This window comes from Streptomyces xanthophaeus (assembly GCF_000725805.1).
Classification (GTDB): domain Bacteria; phylum Actinomycetota; class Actinomycetes; order Streptomycetales; family Streptomycetaceae; genus Streptomyces; species Streptomyces xanthophaeus.
This window is the reverse complement of sequence record NZ_KL647133.1, coordinates 350204-366606: the sequence shown is the minus strand read 5'-3', so window position 1 is coordinate 366606 and position 16403 is coordinate 350204. Positions and strand designations below refer to the sequence as shown.

At 72.9% G+C, this 16403-nt stretch carries 14 protein-coding genes; 5 read left to right on the top strand and 9 right to left on the bottom strand.

Annotation, left to right across the window (positions count from 1 at the left end):
- Nucleotides 1-553 precede the first annotated feature (553 nt).
- Nucleotides 554-1780 (top strand): GNAT family N-acetyltransferase, encoded by a 1227-nt coding sequence (locus tag IO30_RS0134240; protein ID WP_051902782.1) that lies wholly within the window; start codon nucleotides 554-556, stop codon nucleotides 1778-1780.
- 166 nt (nucleotides 1781-1946) lie between these two features.
- Entirely contained in the window at nucleotides 1947-2546 is a 600-nt protein-coding gene (gene idi / locus IO30_RS0134235; protein ID WP_031149616.1) for an isopentenyl-diphosphate Delta-isomerase, read from the top strand.
- Nucleotides 2547-2558: 12 nt separating this feature from the next.
- Here idi and IO30_RS0134230 read toward each other — a convergent pair whose 3' ends face one another.
- Both IO30_RS0134230 and IO30_RS0134225 read right to left on the bottom strand, forming a co-directional pair.
- A complete protein-coding gene (locus IO30_RS0134230; protein WP_373316516.1) occupies nucleotides 2559-3074 on the bottom strand; it encodes an ATP-binding protein in 516 nt (171 codons plus the stop codon).
- Between the two features lie 130 nt (nucleotides 3075-3204).
- Nucleotides 3205-3897, bottom strand: a complete 693-nt coding sequence (locus IO30_RS0134225; protein ID WP_051859181.1) for an HdeD family acid-resistance protein — start codon at nucleotides 3895-3897, stop codon at nucleotides 3205-3207.
- A 77-nt stretch (nucleotides 3898-3974) separates the two neighbouring features.
- Between IO30_RS0134225 and IO30_RS0134220 the strand changes: the two genes are divergently transcribed.
- Entirely contained in the window at nucleotides 3975-4733 is a 759-nt protein-coding gene (locus IO30_RS0134220; RefSeq protein WP_031149610.1) for an enoyl-CoA hydratase/isomerase family protein, read from the top strand.
- On the opposite strand, the gene IO30_RS0134215 is transcribed toward IO30_RS0134220, so the two are convergent.
- Together IO30_RS0134215 and IO30_RS0134210 are read right to left on the bottom strand one after the other, a co-directional pair.
- Nucleotides 4720-5346 carry a DJ-1/PfpI family protein gene (locus IO30_RS0134215; RefSeq protein WP_031149608.1) on the bottom strand — a complete coding sequence of 209 codons (627 nt, stop codon included), beginning with the start codon at nucleotides 5344-5346 and terminating at the stop codon, nucleotides 4720-4722. The genes IO30_RS0134220 and IO30_RS0134215 overlap by 14 nt on opposite strands.
- A gap of 98 nt (nucleotides 5347-5444) precedes the next feature.
- Nucleotides 5445-6401 (bottom strand): GlxA family transcriptional regulator, encoded by a 957-nt coding sequence (locus IO30_RS0134210; protein WP_031149606.1) that lies wholly within the window; start codon nucleotides 6399-6401, stop codon nucleotides 5445-5447.
- 102 nt (nucleotides 6402-6503) lie between these two features.
- On the opposite strand from IO30_RS0134210, the gene IO30_RS0134205 reads away from it, so the two are divergent.
- Nucleotides 6504-8168, top strand: a complete 1665-nt coding sequence (locus tag IO30_RS0134205) for an ABC-F family ATP-binding cassette domain-containing protein (RefSeq protein WP_031149604.1) — start codon at nucleotides 6504-6506, stop codon at nucleotides 8166-8168.
- Between the two features lie 69 nt (nucleotides 8169-8237).
- Here the strand turns inward: IO30_RS0134205 and IO30_RS0134200 are convergent, their stop codons facing one another.
- The 5 genes from IO30_RS0134200 to IO30_RS0134180 form a co-directional block, all read right to left on the bottom strand.
- A complete protein-coding gene (locus IO30_RS0134200) occupies nucleotides 8238-9017 on the bottom strand; it encodes an SDR family NAD(P)-dependent oxidoreductase (protein ID WP_031149602.1) in 780 nt (259 codons plus the stop codon).
- A gap of 12 nt (nucleotides 9018-9029) precedes the next feature.
- Nucleotides 9030-10232 (bottom strand): MAB_1171c family putative transporter, encoded by a 1203-nt coding sequence (locus tag IO30_RS0134195; protein WP_031149600.1) that lies wholly within the window; start codon nucleotides 10230-10232, stop codon nucleotides 9030-9032.
- Nucleotides 10222-10770 (bottom strand): M48 family metalloprotease, encoded by a 549-nt coding sequence (locus IO30_RS0134190; RefSeq protein ID WP_051859180.1) that lies wholly within the window; start codon nucleotides 10768-10770, stop codon nucleotides 10222-10224. The genes IO30_RS0134195 and IO30_RS0134190 overlap by 11 nt, the downstream gene beginning before the upstream one ends.
- 270 nt (nucleotides 10771-11040) lie before the next feature.
- Nucleotides 11041-13476, bottom strand: coding sequence for a Tex family protein (locus IO30_RS0134185; RefSeq protein WP_031149596.1), 2436 nt, complete (start codon nucleotides 13474-13476; stop codon nucleotides 11041-11043).
- Between the two features lie 104 nt (nucleotides 13477-13580).
- Nucleotides 13581-14444: an SCO6745 family protein gene (locus tag IO30_RS0134180; protein ID WP_031149594.1), complete on the bottom strand. Its 864-nt coding sequence runs from the start codon at nucleotides 14442-14444 to the stop codon at nucleotides 13581-13583.
- A 423-nt stretch (nucleotides 14445-14867) separates the two neighbouring features.
- Between IO30_RS0134180 and IO30_RS0134175 the strand changes: the two genes are divergently transcribed.
- Complete coding sequence (locus IO30_RS0134175) at nucleotides 14868-16403, top strand: M1 family metallopeptidase (RefSeq protein WP_031149592.1); 1536 nt, start codon at nucleotides 14868-14870, stop codon at nucleotides 16401-16403.

The following is a 16403-nucleotide window of genomic DNA, read 5'->3' as shown; positions in this document are numbered from 1 at the left end:
CGGCAGGCCGGTGAGGATGACGGTCGGCAGACGAACTCACTCCTTGCGACGGATTCTGGACCGGCGCCTCGGCAGGCGGCGGCACGTCGGCAGAGGCTATCGGATGAATGGAACCAGGGGTTCATCACCCGTTTACGCCCCGATAAGCCGAATATTCCCGCGTCCCGGGCCCGGCCGTGATCATCATTGACGACCGCGCGCAGGGAGTCCAAACCGGCCCCGATGTTAGGGTGGCCGCAGGCTCGTGCGGATCCCGCACAGGCGTCCCGAACATCCTCAGGGTGACCGAGCGAGAAAGAGGTGGGGTTGATGACCGTCGTCAAGGTCGCGGCCATGGGCAGCGAACTCCGGCACATCCCCACTTCCTTCCGGGCACCCGGCCAGGTCCGATCCCAGAGCTGATCTCACAGCCGATCGCACCCCGTCGGCCGGGGCCCCCGTTCAAGGGTTCACGTTGACCGACCACACCAAGAACACCGAGCACACCCGCACCACCGAGGACACCAGCTCCTCCGACGCCGTCGTCGAGGCGTTCTTCGCCCTCCACCACGGTCTGCCCCGGCAGGCCCCCGGTTCGGACGCCACCACCCGCCACCTGTTGTCCCTGTGCGGACCGCTGCCCGAGCGGCCGCGCGTACTGGACCTGGGCTGCGGTCCGGGCCGCAGCGCCCTGCTGCTCGCCGCCGAGGCGGGACGTCCGGGCAGCGGCGGCGCCGAGGTGACCGCCGTCGACCTCCACCAGCCGTTCCTCGACGAGCTCGCCACGGCCGCCGCGGCCGGCGGGCTCACCGACCGCGTCCGCCCCGTCACCGCGGACATGGGCGCGCTCCCCTACGAGGACGGCTCCTTCGACCTCGTCTGGGCCGAGGGTTCGGCCTACTCCATCGGCTTCGACACCGCGCTCGCGCGGTGGAAGCGGCTGCTCGCACCCGGCGGCACCCTCGTGCTGACCGAGTGCGAGTGGACCACCAGCGAGCCCTCCGCCGGAGCCCGCGCCTTCTGGGACGCGCAGTACCCGCTGCGCTCCACCGCGCAGAACCTCGCCGCCGCCCAGGCCGCCGGGTACCAGGTCCTCGGGGTGCACCACCAGCCCGACGCGGACTGGGACGCGTACTACGGCCCGCTCGCCGAGCGGGTGCGCGGCGCCCGCGCCGAGGCTCCCGGGGCCGCGGCCGCGCTGGCCGCCGTCCGCGAGGAGCTCGACGTACGGGCCCGCCACGGGCACGAGTACGGGTACACCGGCTACGTGCTGCGTCCGGTGACGGCCGGCGACGGCCCGGCCTGGCCCACCCGCCCCGAGACCCCGGCCGACGTGGCCGCCGTACGGGCGGTCAACCTGGCGGCCTTCGAGACCCCTCTGGAGGCGGATCTCGTCGACGCGCTGCGCTCGGACGGCTCCTGGGTGACCGGGCTGTCGTACGTGGCCGAGGGTCCGGACGGGTCGGTGGCGGCGCACGCGCTGCTCACCGTCTGCCGGGTCGACGGCGTACGGGCCCTGGCGCTCGCGCCGGTGGCCACCGCGCCCGCGCTCCAGCGTTCCGGGGCGGGCAGTGCCGTCGTACGGGCGCTGCTCGCGGCCGCGAAGGAGCGCGGTGAGGCGCTGGTGCTGGTCCTGGGGCATCCGGAGTACTACCCGCGCTTCGGTTTCGTACCGGCGTCGCGGTTCGGGATCCGGGCCCCGTTCGAGGTTCCCGACGAGGCGATGATGGCCCTGGTGCTGGATGACAGCGCTCCGGTTCCTTCGGGAACCATCGCCTATCCGGCTCCGTTCGGCGTCTGATCCGAGGCTGATCCGGGTCTGATCCGGGGCGCTCCGCCGCGCCTCCCGCTGCTGCCCCCCGTCGTTTATCACGCGACGGGGGGCAGACATGCGCGGATCACCGAAGTAGGGACAAGCCTCTTTTGTACGGCAGACTGAAGGCCGAAGTCCGAAGCGAAGGATGGGTATGCCGACCACACCAGCCACCGCCGCGAGCAGCGCGTCCAACGGCACCGGCACTCAAGAACCGATCATGCTCGAACTGGTCGACGAGTCCGGGAACACCATCGGCACGGCGGAGAAGCTCTCCGCCCATCAGGCGCCCGGGCAGCTGCACCGGGCGTTCTCCGTGTTCCTCTTCGACGAGCAGGGCCGTCTGCTGCTCCAGCAGCGCGCCCTCGGGAAGTACCACTCCCCCGGCGTCTGGTCGAACACGTGCTGCGGTCACCCCTATCCCGGCGAGTCGCCCTTCGCGGCAGCGGCCCGGCGGACCCATGAGGAGCTGGGGCTCTCCCCCTCGCTGCTCGCCGAGGCGGGGACCGTGCGCTACAACCACCCGGACCCCGCATCGGGTCTGGTGGAGCAGGAGTTCAACCACCTGTTCGTGGGACTGGCGCAGGCGGCCGTGCGGCCGGATCCCGAGGAAGTGGGCGACACCGCCTTCGTCACGGCGGCGGAGCTGGCGAAGCGGCACGCCGAAGCTCCGTTCTCGGCCTGGTTCATGACGGTGCTCGACGCGGCGCGGCCGGCGATCCGCGAGCTGACGGGCGACGCGGCGGGCTGGTAGCCGGCAGCCCGTTCAGAGCGTCCGGGCGACGGGCGCGGCCGGGGCGGGCGGTGCGGTGAGCGGCAGGGCCGCCCAGATCACCTTGCCGCCGGTCGCGGTGTGCTCCACGTCGCAGACCCCGCCCGCCTCCCGGGTGACCTCCCGGACCAGGAGCAGGCCCCGGCCGCCGGTCTGGCCGTAGTCGGCCTCCAGCGCCTTGGGGCGGTACGGGTGGCTGTCCTCCACGGCCACCCGTACCCACTCCCGGCCGATCGCGACCTCCACGGCCACCTCCGGCGAGAGCAGGGCGGCGTGCCGGACGGAGTTCGTCACCAGTTCGGAGACGATCAGCAGCAGCGAGTACACGAGGTCCTGCTGGGCGGGCACCCCCTGGCGCCCGAGCAGGTCCCGGACCGCACGGCGGGCCTGCGGAACGGATTCTTCTACGGCGGGCGCAGTGAACCGCCACACGCCCTCGTACGCGAGGGGGTCGGCCGGGAGCTCCGGCTCACCCCCTCTGGCCGGCGGGACGCTCCCGCTGTCTTCCATGTTCCGTCCCCCGTCTTCGCGCTCGATCGTGTCCACGCGTCAAGAGTGGGGAACGGGCTGGTCCGGACCGGACCACTGACCAGAAGTCAGCGTCATTCGGACGCTTTCTGAACGCTGGCGTATGACAGAGTCAGTTGTTCGACTGTTCCTGATCTCCTACTGGCCGGTTCTCCGCCGCCTCGCGCGTACCGCCCTCCGCGCCCCGCCCCGCCGGGACCTCGTCTTCCCTGACCAACCCCAGGATGCGCCGGGCGCCCAGGCCCGTCGCGATCAGACTCAGGCCGTCGAACAGCAGCGCGAGGGAGAAGAAGGTTCCGATCACGTACAGACTGTTGCCGGGCCAGTTGGACAGGATCAGGACGCCCAGCAGGATCCCGAAGGCACCCTGCACGAGCGCGAGCCCGAAGTTGGCACCCCGCACCACCAGCGCGCCGACCAGCCGGAACACCCCGCCCGTGAGGAAGAGCAGGGCCGCGAACATGGTGAGCGCCTCCGCGCTCGCCTCCGGCCGCATCAGGATCACGAACCCGGCCGCCAGATTGATCGCGGCGACGATGACGGCGAGCCAGAAGTAGTTCCCCTTGCGGGACTGGACGGCGTGCAGCAGGCCCACGACGCCGCCGATGAGCAGCAGCCAGCCGAAGAGGAACATCGAGGTCAAGGTGGCCACGCCCGCGTAGACCAGGCCGACCAGACCGGCCAGGACGAGGAGCACCCCGAGCAGCGTCAGCCAGCCGAAGCTACGGCTCAGCTTCTTCTTCTCGCGCTGCGGGTCGGAGCCCTTCGGGGCCGCGTCCCTCACCTCGGAACGGTCTGCGCCCATGAGCGTGCCACCTCCTCGCACCCCCCGGACGGACTCCCTTGATCATAGGAGCGAAGGCCCGGGATAGCATCCGGCGCATGGAAGCAGCCCTGGACGCATCCCTCCTGCACACGGTGGCCGACGGGGTCGCCACCGTCGTCATCTCGCACCCCGCCAAGCGCAACGCCATGACGGCCGCGATGTGGCGGGCGCTGCCGGAGCTGCTGAAGGAACTGGCCGCCGACCCGGCCGTACGGGTCCTCGTGCTCACCGGCGCCGGCCCGACCTTCTGCGCCGGGGCCGACATCTCCTCCCTGACCGGGGACGAGGACCCGCAGGCCCTCGCCGTGGCCGCGGAGGAGGCCCTGGCCGCCTTCCCGAAGCCGACCCTGGCCGCGGTCCGCGGGTACTGCGTGGGCGGCGGCAGCCAGCTGGCGGCCGCCTGCGACCTGCGCTTCGCCGAGGAGGGGGCCTCCTTCGGGGTGACCCCCGCCAAGCTCGGCATCGTCTACCCCTCCTCCTCCACCCGGCGGCTGTCCGCGCTGGTGGGCCCGTCGTGGACCAAGTACCTGCTCTTCTCGGCCGAGTTGATCGACTCCGAACAGGCGCTGCGCGCCGGGTTCCTGAACGAGCTGCTGCCCGCGGGCCGGCTGGACGAGCGGGTGGCCGACTTCGCCCGGATCCTGACCTCCCGCTCCCGGCTGACGCAGGCGGCGGCCAAGGAGTTCGCCGACGGCCGCACGGACCGGGACGGGTACTGGTCCGGCCAGGCAGCAGGCAGCGGCGACGCCGCGGAGGGGGTCGCCGCCTTCCTCGGGCGCCGGGCGCCCGTCTTCCGCTGGCCTACAGGGGACTGACCCCGCGCAGCCGCGCGACGATCTCGGCCGGTGCCTTGTCCGGGGAACCGGCGTCGTAGGGCGGCTGCGGGTCGTACTCGGTCATCAGCTGGACGGTCTGGGCGAAGGTGTCCCCCGCGATCCTGCCGAGCAGGGTGAGGCCCATGTCGATCCCCGCGGACACCCCGGCGGCGGTGACGTACTTGCCGTCGAACACCACGCGCTCCCCGGTGGGCTCGGCCCCGAACCGCGGCAGCTGGTCCAGGTACAGCCAGTGGCCGGCGGCCCGGCGGCCTTCGAGCAGTCCGGCGGCGGCGAGCAGCAGGGAGCCGGTGCAGACGGAGGTCGTCCAGGTGGTGGTCGCGTCGACGGCGCGCAGCCATTCGAGGACGGCCGGGTTCTTCATCTCCACCTCGGGGTGCGGTCCGCCGGGCACGATGACGATGTCGGGCCGGGTCACCTCGCCGAGGGCCTTGTCGGCGACCAGGGCGAGCGAGCCGTTGTCGGTGCGGACGGGGCCGGGGCGCTCGGACACGAACACCGTCTCGGCGCCCTCCAGGCGGCCGAGGGTGTCGAAGGGGCCGATGGCGTCGAGGGCGGTGAAGCGGTCGTAGAGCAGTACGGCGATCTGCATGGCTCCTCCGGAGCGGTCGGGGTCTGGGTCTCTCGGGTCTGGTCTGTCTCTTCGGGTCTTTCCGGGTCTCTTCGGTGCGTCCGGTCCGGTGCCCGCGGTCAGGCGCCGAAGCGGCGGCGGTACTCCGTCGGGGGCTGGCCCAGGGTCTTCACGAAGGCCCGGCGCAGCGCCTCCGGGGTGCCGTAGCCGCAGGCGCGGGCGACCTGGGCGACGCCGACGGAGCTCTCCTCCAGCAGACGACGGGCGTGCTCCACCCGCACCCGCTCCACGTACCGCCCCGGCGTCACCCCCGTCTCCGCCTGGAAGGCCCGGGCGAAGTGCCGCGGCGAGAGCCTGGCCCGGGCGGCGAGGGCCTCCACGCTCAGGTCCCCGCCGGGATGCTCGGTGATGAACTGCTGTACGTCCCGCAACGGCTCCCGCCGGGCCGTCTGCGCCTCCAACTGCGCGCTGAACTGGGCCTGGTTGCCGGGCCTGCGCAGGAACACCACGAGGTGCCGGGCGATCTTCAGCGCCACGTCCCGCCCGTGGTCCTCCTCCACCAGCGCCAGCGCGAGGTCGATGCCCGCGGTGACCCCCGCCGAGGTGGCCACTGGCCCGTCCCGCACGAAGATGGGATCGGGCTCCACCTCCACGGCCGGGTAGTCCCGGGCCATCTGCTCGCACACGTTCCAGTGCGTCGTCGCCCGCCGGCCGTCCAGCAGCCCCGCCTCCGCGAGCAGCAGCCCGCCCGTGCACACGGACACCAGGCGCCCCGCGGCACCCCCGTGGGCGCGCAGCCAGTCGGTCAGCCGCGGCTCGAAGTCGGCCGTGTACTGCCCTCCGGGCACCAGCAGCGTGGTCCCCGGGCCCGGCCGGGCGCCCTCCAGGTCCCCGTCCGGGAGCAGGGCGAGCCCGCTGGTCGTACGGACCGGCGCGCCCCCGGGCGAGACGGTGCGGATCGCGTACGCGTCCCGGCCCGGGAAGTGGCCGAGGGCGGCGAAGACCTCCACAGGCCCGGTGACGTCCAGGCTCTGCACCCCGTCGTAGAGGACCACGAGTACGTTTCGCAACGGCATGACCCCATGGTGTGACGCGGGCTCCTACGTCTGCAATGCCGGGCTTCCCACCTATCCGGCCATCCGTGGGTCACCCGTCCGCCCGGATAGAATCGGCAGATCATGACTGCAACCCTCGTCGCCAAGAAGCTCACCGCCGCGCACGGTGAGCGCACGCTCTTCGCCGATCTCGACCTCGTCGTCGCGCCCGGCGACGTCATCGGCCTCGTCGGCGTGAACGGCGCCGGGAAGTCCACCCTGCTGCGCCTGCTCGCCGGCCTGGACACCCCCGAGACCGGAGAGCTCCGGCTCTCCCCGCCCACCGCCGCCATCGGCCATCTCCCGCAGGAGCCGGAGCGCCGGCCCGGGGGCACCTCCCGGACGGAGTCTGGGGGAGAGTCGGTACGCGACTTCCTGGCCCGGCGGACCGGGGTGGCCGCCGCCCAGGCGGAGCTCGACGCGGCGACGCAGGGCCTCGTGGACGGCACCCCAGGCGCCGACGACGCGTACTCCACCGCGCTGGACCGGTGGCTGGACCTCGGCGGCGCCGACCTCGACGAGCGGGCCCAGGAGGTCGCCGACGACCTCGGCCTCGCCGTCGGCCTGGACCTCCCCATGACGGCCCTGTCCGGCGGCCAGGCCGCCCGCGCGAACCTCGCCTCGCTGCTCCTCTCCCGCTACGACGTCTTCCTCCTCGACGAGCCGACCAACGACCTGGACCTCGACGGTCTGGAGCGGCTGGAGCGGTTCGTGAAGGGGCTGCGCGCGGGCACGGTCGTCATCAGCCACGACCGCGAGTTCCTCACCCGGACCGTCACCAAGGTCCTCGAACTCGACCTGGCCCAGCAGCAGATCAACCTCTACGGCGGCGGCTACGACGCCTACCTGGAGGAGCGCGAGCGCGCCCGCAACCACGCGCGCGAGGAGTTCGAGGAGTTCGCGGACAAGAAGTCGGCCCTTGAGGGCCGCGCCCAGATGCAGCGCAACTGGATGGACAAGGGCGTGCGCAACGCCCGCCGCAAGGCCTCCGACAACGACAAGATCGGCAAGAACCTGCGCGGCGAGTCCAGCGAGAAGCAGGCCGCCAAGGCCCGCCAGACGCAGCGCGCCATCGAGCGGCTGGACGTCGTGGACGAGCCCCGCAAGGAGTGGGAGCTGCGGATGGAGATCGCGGCGGCCCCGCGGTCGGGCTCCGTGGTGGCCACCCTGCGCGAAGCGGCCGTCAAGCGGGGCGACTTCGGCTTCGGCCCGGCCAGCCTGCAGATCGACTGGGCGGACCGGGTGGCGATCACCGGGGCCAACGGAGCGGGCAAGTCCACCCTCCTCGCCGTGCTGCTGGGCCGGCTGGCGCCGGACTCCGGCTCCGCGACCCTCGGCTCCGGGGTCCTGGTCGGCGAAGTGGACCAGGCCCGCGGCCTGTTCCTCGGCGACGAGCCGCTGCTGGAGGCCTTCTGCGCGGCGGTCCCGGACACCGAACCGGCCGAGGTCCGCACCCTGCTGGCGAAGTTCGGGCTGAAGGCGGCGCACGTCCTGCGCCCGGCGGCCACCCTCTCCCCGGGCGAGCGCACCCGCGCCGCCCTGGCCCTGCTCCAGGGCCGCGGGGTGAACCTACTGGTCCTGGACGAGCCCACCAACCACCTCGACCTCCCGGCGATCGAGCAGTTGGAGGCCGCCCTGGAGGCGTACGAGGGCACCCTGCTGCTGGTCACGCACGACCGCCGGATGCTGGACGCCGTCCACGTGACCCGCCGCCTCCAGGTGGCGGACGGCACGGTCACCGAGCTGTAACCGCGTCCTCCACGACCCGCCCCGCAGGTGCTGCGCGCACCCGCCGGGCGCGCCCGCCCCGGGGCGCGGTCACGCGTCCCGGTCTGCCGGAGGCCGGCGGGTACGGGCCATCTTCCGGGCCACGAACCCGCGCGGGAGGTGGCGGGCCGCGAGCGCGTAGGCGCGGTAGCGGCCGCCGGTGATGCTGACCGGGCGGCGCAGCGCGAGGTCGCGCAGGGCCCGGTCCACCACGGCTTCCGGCTCCAGCCAGACCGCGTCGCGCAGGGCGCTGACGTCCATCCCGGCCCGCTCCTGGAACTCGGTGCGGGTGAATCCGGGCACCACCGCCAGCACCCGGACCCCGTACGGCTCCATGTCCACCCGGAGGGACTCGCTGAAGGCGGTCACCCAGGCCTTCGCGGCCCCGTACGTGCCGGTGGGCAACAGCCCGGCCACCGAGGAGACGTTGAGCACGGCGCCGCGGCGGCGCTCGCGCAGCCCCGGCAGGACGGCGTGGGTGAGCCGCAGCGGCACCTTCACCAGCAGGTCGAGCATCCGCTCCTCGTCCTCGACCGGGCTGTACGGGAAGGGCGCGGGCAGGCCGAAGCCCGCGTTGTTGACGAGCATGTCCACGGGCCGGTGGCGGTCGGCGAGCCGCGCGGCGACGGCCGCGCAGTCCTGGGCGTCCAGCAGGTCGGCGGGCAGCACCTCGCAGGCAGTGCCGTATTCCCGGCGCAGCGCTTCGGCCACGGAGTCGAGCCGGTCCTTGTCGCGTGCCACGAGGACGAGGTCGCAGCCCTTGGCCGCGAACCCGCGGGCGAAGGCGGCGCCGAGTCCGGTGCTGGCCCCGGTGATGAGTACGGTGGTCAAGGCTTTCACTTCCTAGCGGTCGTGCGCGTCACGGGGTGAGAAGGCGGTGGTGGCCGGCGAGGCGTAGGCACGGGCCACGTCCACGAGGAAGGCGGCCTCGTCCTCCAGGCCGCTGCCCTCGGCCGAGGTCTGGAGGGCGGCGGGCAGGGTCAGGGTGCCCGCCGTGCCCGCACCGGTCTGCCCGGACCGGCCCGCGAGCTTCGCCCGCCGGGCTTCCTTGAGCACGCAGGCCAGCGCGGCCGCGGTCCGCCGCTGCTCGGGGATCCCCTGCCCGGCTACGTGGCCCTGGGCGAGCTCGGGGACGCCCGGGGCGACGTACTCCCCCAGGATCAGGATCGCGTCGCGGGTCTCGATGACCTTGCGGTACACCAGCAGGTTGCGCGGGACGGGCGGCCAGAGCAGCTCCACGACCCGGCCGGCCCGCGGCTTGTTGAGGGCCACGTGCGGTACGGCCTGGACCAGGTCGCGCCACAGCGGCCACAGCCGCCACGCGGTGGCGATGTCGCCCGTGCTGCGGCGCAGGACGAACAGGGTCGGCACCAGGATCGCGGCGGCGCGCAGCAGGCCGTGCAGGTTCATCAGCAGCGGCAGGGCGGGCATCGCCCAGGTGCTGCCGAAGAGGGCCTTGAGCAGGTAAGCGAACCAGAACAGCCCGGCCAGCGCGGTACCGAGGCCGAACAGCCGCAGCCCGGCGGCCAGCCCCCGGCTCGCGGTACGGCGGCTGTAGCGCCAGCACAGCGCCACGCAGACGGTGTTGGCGATCACGTGGGCGGAGATCAGCACGAGCCAGTACGCGAGGGAGGGCACCGGATCGCCCACCGGGGGCATGGTGTGCGTGCCGTGCCCGGGCGCGGCCGCGTCCAGGACCAGGAGCACGGTCAGCCAGGCCACCGTGGCGGTCCAGGAGGCGAGCTGGAGGCGGCGGCCTCGGGTGGCGGCGGCCACGAAGTAGAGCACGGCGCCCGCCGACAGCACGCCGATGAGGTTGCGGACGAGGCCGACGGCGTGCGAATGGTGCGGGTCGCGCATCGCGTAGGTGACGACGGCGGGGAGGTTCAGGGTCATCGCGGCGGCGGCCGTGGCCACGGCCAGCCACAGGCCGCGCTGGCGCGGGGAGCGCAGGGCGGCCGGGGCGCGGAGCAGGACCGCGATCCACAGGCACACCACGCTCGGGACGGCGAGCCAGTCGCCGATGGCGGTCAGGTCAGCTGCCATCGTTCGTCCGCTCCCGGCCCTGGTCGGGGCGTTCTTGGCGTTCTTGGCGCGCGTGCCGTTCGTAGCCCATCGCGGACTCCAGGCGGGACAGGGTGTCCCCGGCGCGGGCGGCCGACTGCGGGGCGGCGTGCGCGGTCCGGATGCGGATCATGCTGGCGAGCATTTCCGCCTCCTGCTCCTGGCGGGTGGTGTAGTTGGTGCGCCCGAGGACGACCGGGGCGTCGCCGTCGACCTCCTCGCCCTCCACGGAGTGGTGGCCGAAGAGGATGTGGCCGAGCTCGTGGAGGACGATGTGCTCCCGGTGCAGCGGGGTGGTCTGGGCCTCGTAGAAGACGTAGTCGACGCTGGCGGTGCCCACCCACAGGCCGCAGACCCCGGACTCCGCCGCCTCCTTCGGGAGCGGGTGGAGCCGGATGGGCCGGCCCCGCTGGTCGGCTATGTGCCGGCACAGTCCGTCGAGGGAGAACGGCTGGGTCAGATCCAGATGGCCGAGAATCTTCTCGCACCTCTTGCGCAGGCTGAGTTGCGGGTGGCGCATGTGATCCCTCTTCGGACCCTTTCGCGGGCAGCGTCGGTAGGCGTGCGTGGGCAGGGGCATGACATCCAGTGCCTTCAAGGCGGCCTCGGGGAACACGGTCCTGAGGGGGACACGGAAGCCCGTTCGCCGGAAGGACGAACGGGCGTTCCATCATGCCTACAGATCTTGTACGGGAGTTGGCAAGGCGTTCCCCCTGCCGGGGTGCCTATTCGGCCAATTCGTACGCAGACCCCCACACCCCGGGTGGCCACAACCCACCCGGTCCGACTGCTAGCGCTTGCGGCGCTCCTCGGGGCCGGTGAGGCCGGCCCTGCGCAGGGCGTCGGCCATGGCGCTGTTCGCCGGTGCGGGTCCGGCGGCGGCGCCGCCCTGGCGCTGGCCGCCCTGCCGCTGTCCCTGGCCGCCCTGGCCCCGCTGTCCGCCCTGGCCTCCCTGGCCGCCCTGGCCGCGCTGCTGCGGGGGACGGCCGCCACCGCGGCGGTCCTGCCGGTCCTCGCGCTGCTTGGGCGCGCCCGCGCCGCGCTCCGCCCCGGCCTCGTCCTCCAGCCGCAGCGTCAAGGAGATCCGTTTCCGCGGAATGTCCACGTCCATGACCTTGACCCGGACGATGTCCCCGGGCTTGACCACGTCGCGGGGGTCCTTGACGAAGTTCTTCGACAGGGCCGACACATGCGCCAGGCCGTCCTGGTGGACCCCGATGTCGATGAAGGCGCCGAAGGCGGCGACGTTGGTGACCACGCCCTCCAGGATCATCCCGGGGGCCAGGTCGCCGATCTTCTCCACGCCCTCCTTGAAGGTGGCCGTCTTGAAGGCGGGGCGCGGGTCCCGGCCCGGCTTCTCCAGCTCGCGCAGGATGTCCGTGACGGTCGGCAGACCGAAGGCGTCGGTGACGAACTGCTCCGGGCGCAGGGAGCGCAGCACCGAGGTGTTGCCGATCAGCGCCGCCACCTCGCCGCCCGCCGTCTTGCCCATGGCACGGACCACCGGGTAGGCCTCGGGGTGCACGGAGGAGGAGTCCAGCGGGTCGTCCCCGCCGCGGATCCGCAGGAAGCCCGCGCACTGCTCGTACGCCTTCGGGCCGAGGCGGGCCACGTCCTTCAGGCCCCTGCGGCTGCGGAAGGGGCCGTTGGCGTCGCGGTGCGCCACGATGTTCTCGGCGAGTCCGCCGCTGATGCCCGACACCCGCGACAGCAGCGGGGCGGAGGCGGTGTTGACGTCGACGCCGACGCCGTTCACGCAGTCCTCGACCACGGCGTCCAGCGAGCGGGAGAGCTTCATCTCGGACAGGTCGTGCTGGTACTGGCCGACGCCGATCGACTTCGGGTCGATCTTGACCAGTTCGGCGAGCGGGTCCTGGAGGCGGCGGGCGATGGAGACGGCGCCGCGCAGCGACACGTCCATGTCCGGGAGTTCCTGCGAGGCGAAGGCGGACGCCGAGTACACCGAGGCGCCGGCCTCCGAGACCATCACCTTGGTCAGGTTCAGGTCCGGGTGGCGCGTGATGAGGTCCCCGGCGAGCTTGTCGGTCTCGCGGGAGGCCGTGCCGTTGCCGATGGCGACCAGCTCGACCGCGTGCTCCTTCGCGAGGCGGGCGAGCTTGGCGAGGGACTCGTCCCACTTGTTGGCGGGCACGTGCGGGTAGATCACGTCCGTCGCCACGACCTTGCCGGTGGCGTCGACGACGGCCACCTTCACACCGGTGCGGAAGCCCGGGTCGAGGCCGAGCGTGGCCCGCGTGCCGGCGGGGGCGGCGAGCAGCAGGTCGCGCAGGTTCGAGGCGAAGACCCGCACCGCCTCGTCCTCGGCGGCGGCGCGCAGCCGGGTCCGCAGGTCGATGCCGAGGTGCACCTGGATCTTCGTGCGCCAGGCCCAGCGGACCGTGTCGGCCAGCCACTTGTCGCCGGGTCGGGCGCGGTCCGCGATGCCGAAGCGGCGGGCGACCATGCCCTCGTACGTGGACGGCCCGGGGGCGTCGGCCGGCGGCTCCGGTTCCAGGGTGAGGTCGAGCACGTCCTCCTTCTCGCCGCGCAGCATCGCGAGGACGCGGTGCGAGGGCAGGGCGGTGAACGGCTCGGCGAACTCGAAGTAGTCGGCAAACTTGGCGCCCACCTCCTCCTTGCCCTCGCGGACCTTCGCGGCGAGCCGGCCGCGCCCCCACATGCGTTCGCGCAGTTCGCCGATCAGGTCGGCGTCCTCGGCGAACCGCTCGGTGAGGATGGCGCGGGCGCCCTCCAGGGCCGCGGCGGCGTCCGCCACGCCCTTGTCCGCGTCGACGAACGCGGCCGCGGCTGCGGCCGGTTCCACCGACGGGTCGGCCAGCAGGCCCTCGGCGAGCGGCTCCAGACCGGCCTCACGGGCGATCTGGGCCTTGGTGCGCCGCTTTGGCTTGAAGGGCAGGTAGATGTCCTCCAGCCGGGCCTTGGTGTCGGCCGCGTTGATCCGCGCCTCCAGCTCGTCGGTGAGCTTGCCCTGCTCCCGCACGGACTCCAGGACCGCCGCGCGGCGGTCCTCCAGCTCGCGCAGATACCGCAGCCGCTCCTCAAGGGTGCGCAGCTGGGCGTCGTCGAGCATCTCGGTCGCTTCCTTGCGGTAGCGCGCGATGAACGGCACGGTGGAGCCGCCGTCGAGCAGCTCGACGGCGGCCTTGACCTGCCGCTCCCGTACGCCGAGCTCCTCGGCGATCCTGCCTTCGATGGACGTCGTCACGATCGGGTCCCGCCTGCCTTCGTTGTGCACTGGAAGGCTGCCAATTGTGGCAGGTGGCGGTGGCGGACGGCGGGACCCCGCCGGTTGCCGTCCGGTGCGGCCGGTCAGACCTTGCCGAAGAGGTCGGCGGGGAAGGCCCCGGCGGCGACCGCCTTCATGACGAAGCCGCCGCCGAGTGCGTGCAGTCGGGCCAGCCCCTCGGCGCCGAGGTGCTCGTACGGGGCGGCGTCGAGGCGGTCGGTGTCGGCCTCCAGGCGCTCGCGCACCGCCTTGCCCTCTTCGGTGAGCTCGCGCTCCGCGTCGAGGATGCCGCGGCTGCGGAGCCGGTCCACGGCGGCTTCCAGATCGCTCTGTTCCCAGCCGCGCATGCCCTTGATCCACTTCGAGGTCATGCCGCGGCCGGTGGCGCTGTGGCTGACGAGGGCCTCCAGGGGGTCGAGGCCGGCGATGAGCAGGGCGGCGAGGTGGCCGTCGCCGCGGTGCTCGCGCAGCAGGGTGGTGGCGTGCCACAGCCGCAGGTGCGGCTCCTCGGGCACGGGGAGGTCCGCGTGGGCGGCGTAGAGGGTGCGGGCGTGCCGGGTGCAGCCCTCGGTGGCACGTATCGCCAGGTCGGCTGCCTCGGCGAGCTCGGGAGAGGCGAGGGTCTCGCTGCCGAGCAGGCGGCGCAGGGTGGTGTCGGCGGCCCGCAGCCGTGCGGCGAGGGCCTCCTCGGGCGAGACGGTGTCCCACACGGCCGGCAGGTGCCGGGCGATGAGGTCGTGCCGGTAGTTGGAGAAGGCGGCGGTGACGGCCCCCGGGCCGACGGCGCCCATGGCGGCGGAGCGGCTGGCGAGGTTGACGGCGACGGGATGCGTGACGCCGAGGGCGGCGAACTCGGCGGCGATGTCCGGCGAGAAGTAGATGGTGGCGTGCAGCGGGTTGATGGCGGCGTGCCAACAGCGGCGGGCGGCGAGCGCGGGGATCGTCATGCCGCGTAGGTTACCGACTGCTTGGTATGCCGCACCCCTGCCGGAAGCGGGAAAGCGCGGACGGGCCGTGCGCGGGCACGGCGGGGCGCGGCAGGTGCAGGCTCGGCGGGGCGCGGGCGCGGCGGGGTGCGGCGGGTTGCGGGCGAGGCGGGGCGCGGGCCGCGGCGGGGCGCGGGCGCGGGCGAGGCGGGTGCGGTTTCTGGACTTCCTGGCGGGGCGGCTCCGCGGGCGGTGCGGCGCCCCGGACCGGGTCCCCGCTGCGCGCCGCGCGCCGCGGACGGCGGCCCGGCCCCGTCCCGTGACGGCCGAATGGCGATCGTGTGACAGGAGGGGTCGTAGACATGACCTGGGGCGGCAAGGGTGAATACCGTCGAACGACGAGACCTTGAACTGATGTGTCTCCCCTACCCCTTGGAGTCCTTCGTGCACCGCAAAGTCATCGCCCCGAGCGTGCTCGCCGCCTCCCTCCTGCTGGTGATCCCGGCGTCGGCGGCGAGTTACGGTCCGGGAGCCCCGGGTATCGGCGATCCCTACTACCCGGCCAGCGGCAACGGCGGCTACGACGTGTCCCACTACGACCTGCGCCTGCAGTACCAGCCGAAGACCGACCTCCTCGAGGGCACGGCCACCCTGATCGCGACGGCCAAGCAGGACCTGTCCCGCTTCAACCTCGACTTCGGGCTCAAGGTCAGCGAGGTCCGCGTCAACGGCGCCAAGGCGAAGTTCGCCACCTCCGGCACCCAGGAGCTCGAAATCACCCCGGCCAAGCCGCTGGCGCGCAACAGCCAGGCGACCGTCGTCGTGAAGTACGCGGGCAAGCCCTCCGAGTTCAAGGTCGACGGATGGTCGGCCTGGGCCCGCACCCCGGACGGCGGTGTCGCCGCGCAGGAGCCGGACTCGGCCATCTGGTGGTTCCCGAGCAACGACCACCCGCTCGACAAGGCCACCTTCGACGTCTCCGTCAACGTCCCGGACGGCACCCAGGCCATCAGCAACGGCGTGCTCCAGTCGCAGACCTCCAAGCTCGGCTGGACGCGCTTCAACTGGCGTTCCAACAAGCCGCAGGCCACGTACCTGGCCACCCTGGCCATCGGCAAGTTCGACATCACCACCGACAAGACGGCCAGCGGGCTGCCGGTCCTCAACGCGTACAGCAAGGACCTCGGCGACAACGCGGGCGCGGCGCGGGCGAGCATCGAGCGGACCACCGAGGTCGCGGAGTGGCTGGAGGGGGTCTTCGGCCCGTACCCCTTCAACGCGCTCGGCGGCTACGTGCCCAACGTGACCAGCGGCTTCGCCCTGGAGACCCAGACCCGGCCGTTCTACAGCCCGCGCCAGTTCGCCAATGGCGCGAACGTCTCGGTGGTCGTGCACGAGCTGGCCCACCAGTGGTACGGCGACAGCGTGTCGGTCGAGGGCTGGAAGGACATCTGGATCAACGAGGGCTTCGCCCGCTACAGCCAGTGGCTGTGGTCGGAGAAGGAGGGCGAGGGCACCGCGCAGGAGCTCGCCGACTGGACCTACGCCTCACGCCCGGCCGAGGACCCGTTCTGGCAGGTCAAGCCGGGTGACCCGGGTGCGGAGAACCAGTTCCACGGCGCGGTCTACGACCGTGGCGCGCTCGCCCTGCAGGCGCTGCGCAACGAGATCGGCGACGAGAAGTTCTTCCAGATCCTCAAGGGCTGGCCGACCGAGCGCGCCCACGGGAACGCGAAGGTCGGTGACTTCGTCCGCTACGCGGAGCGGGTCTCCGACAAGCCGCTGGCCCAGCTGTTCGAGACCTGGCTGTACACCCCGGGGAAGCCGGACGTCTCCGCCCTGAACCCGGCGCAGCCGTCGGCCCGCTCGCTCCGGACCGCACCGTCGGCCCAGGGCGCCCCGGCCGCCCAGCAGGTGGAGCCGAAGTCCTGGAAGAAGATCGCCGCGACGAACTCCGTCCACGAGCACGACGACCACTGA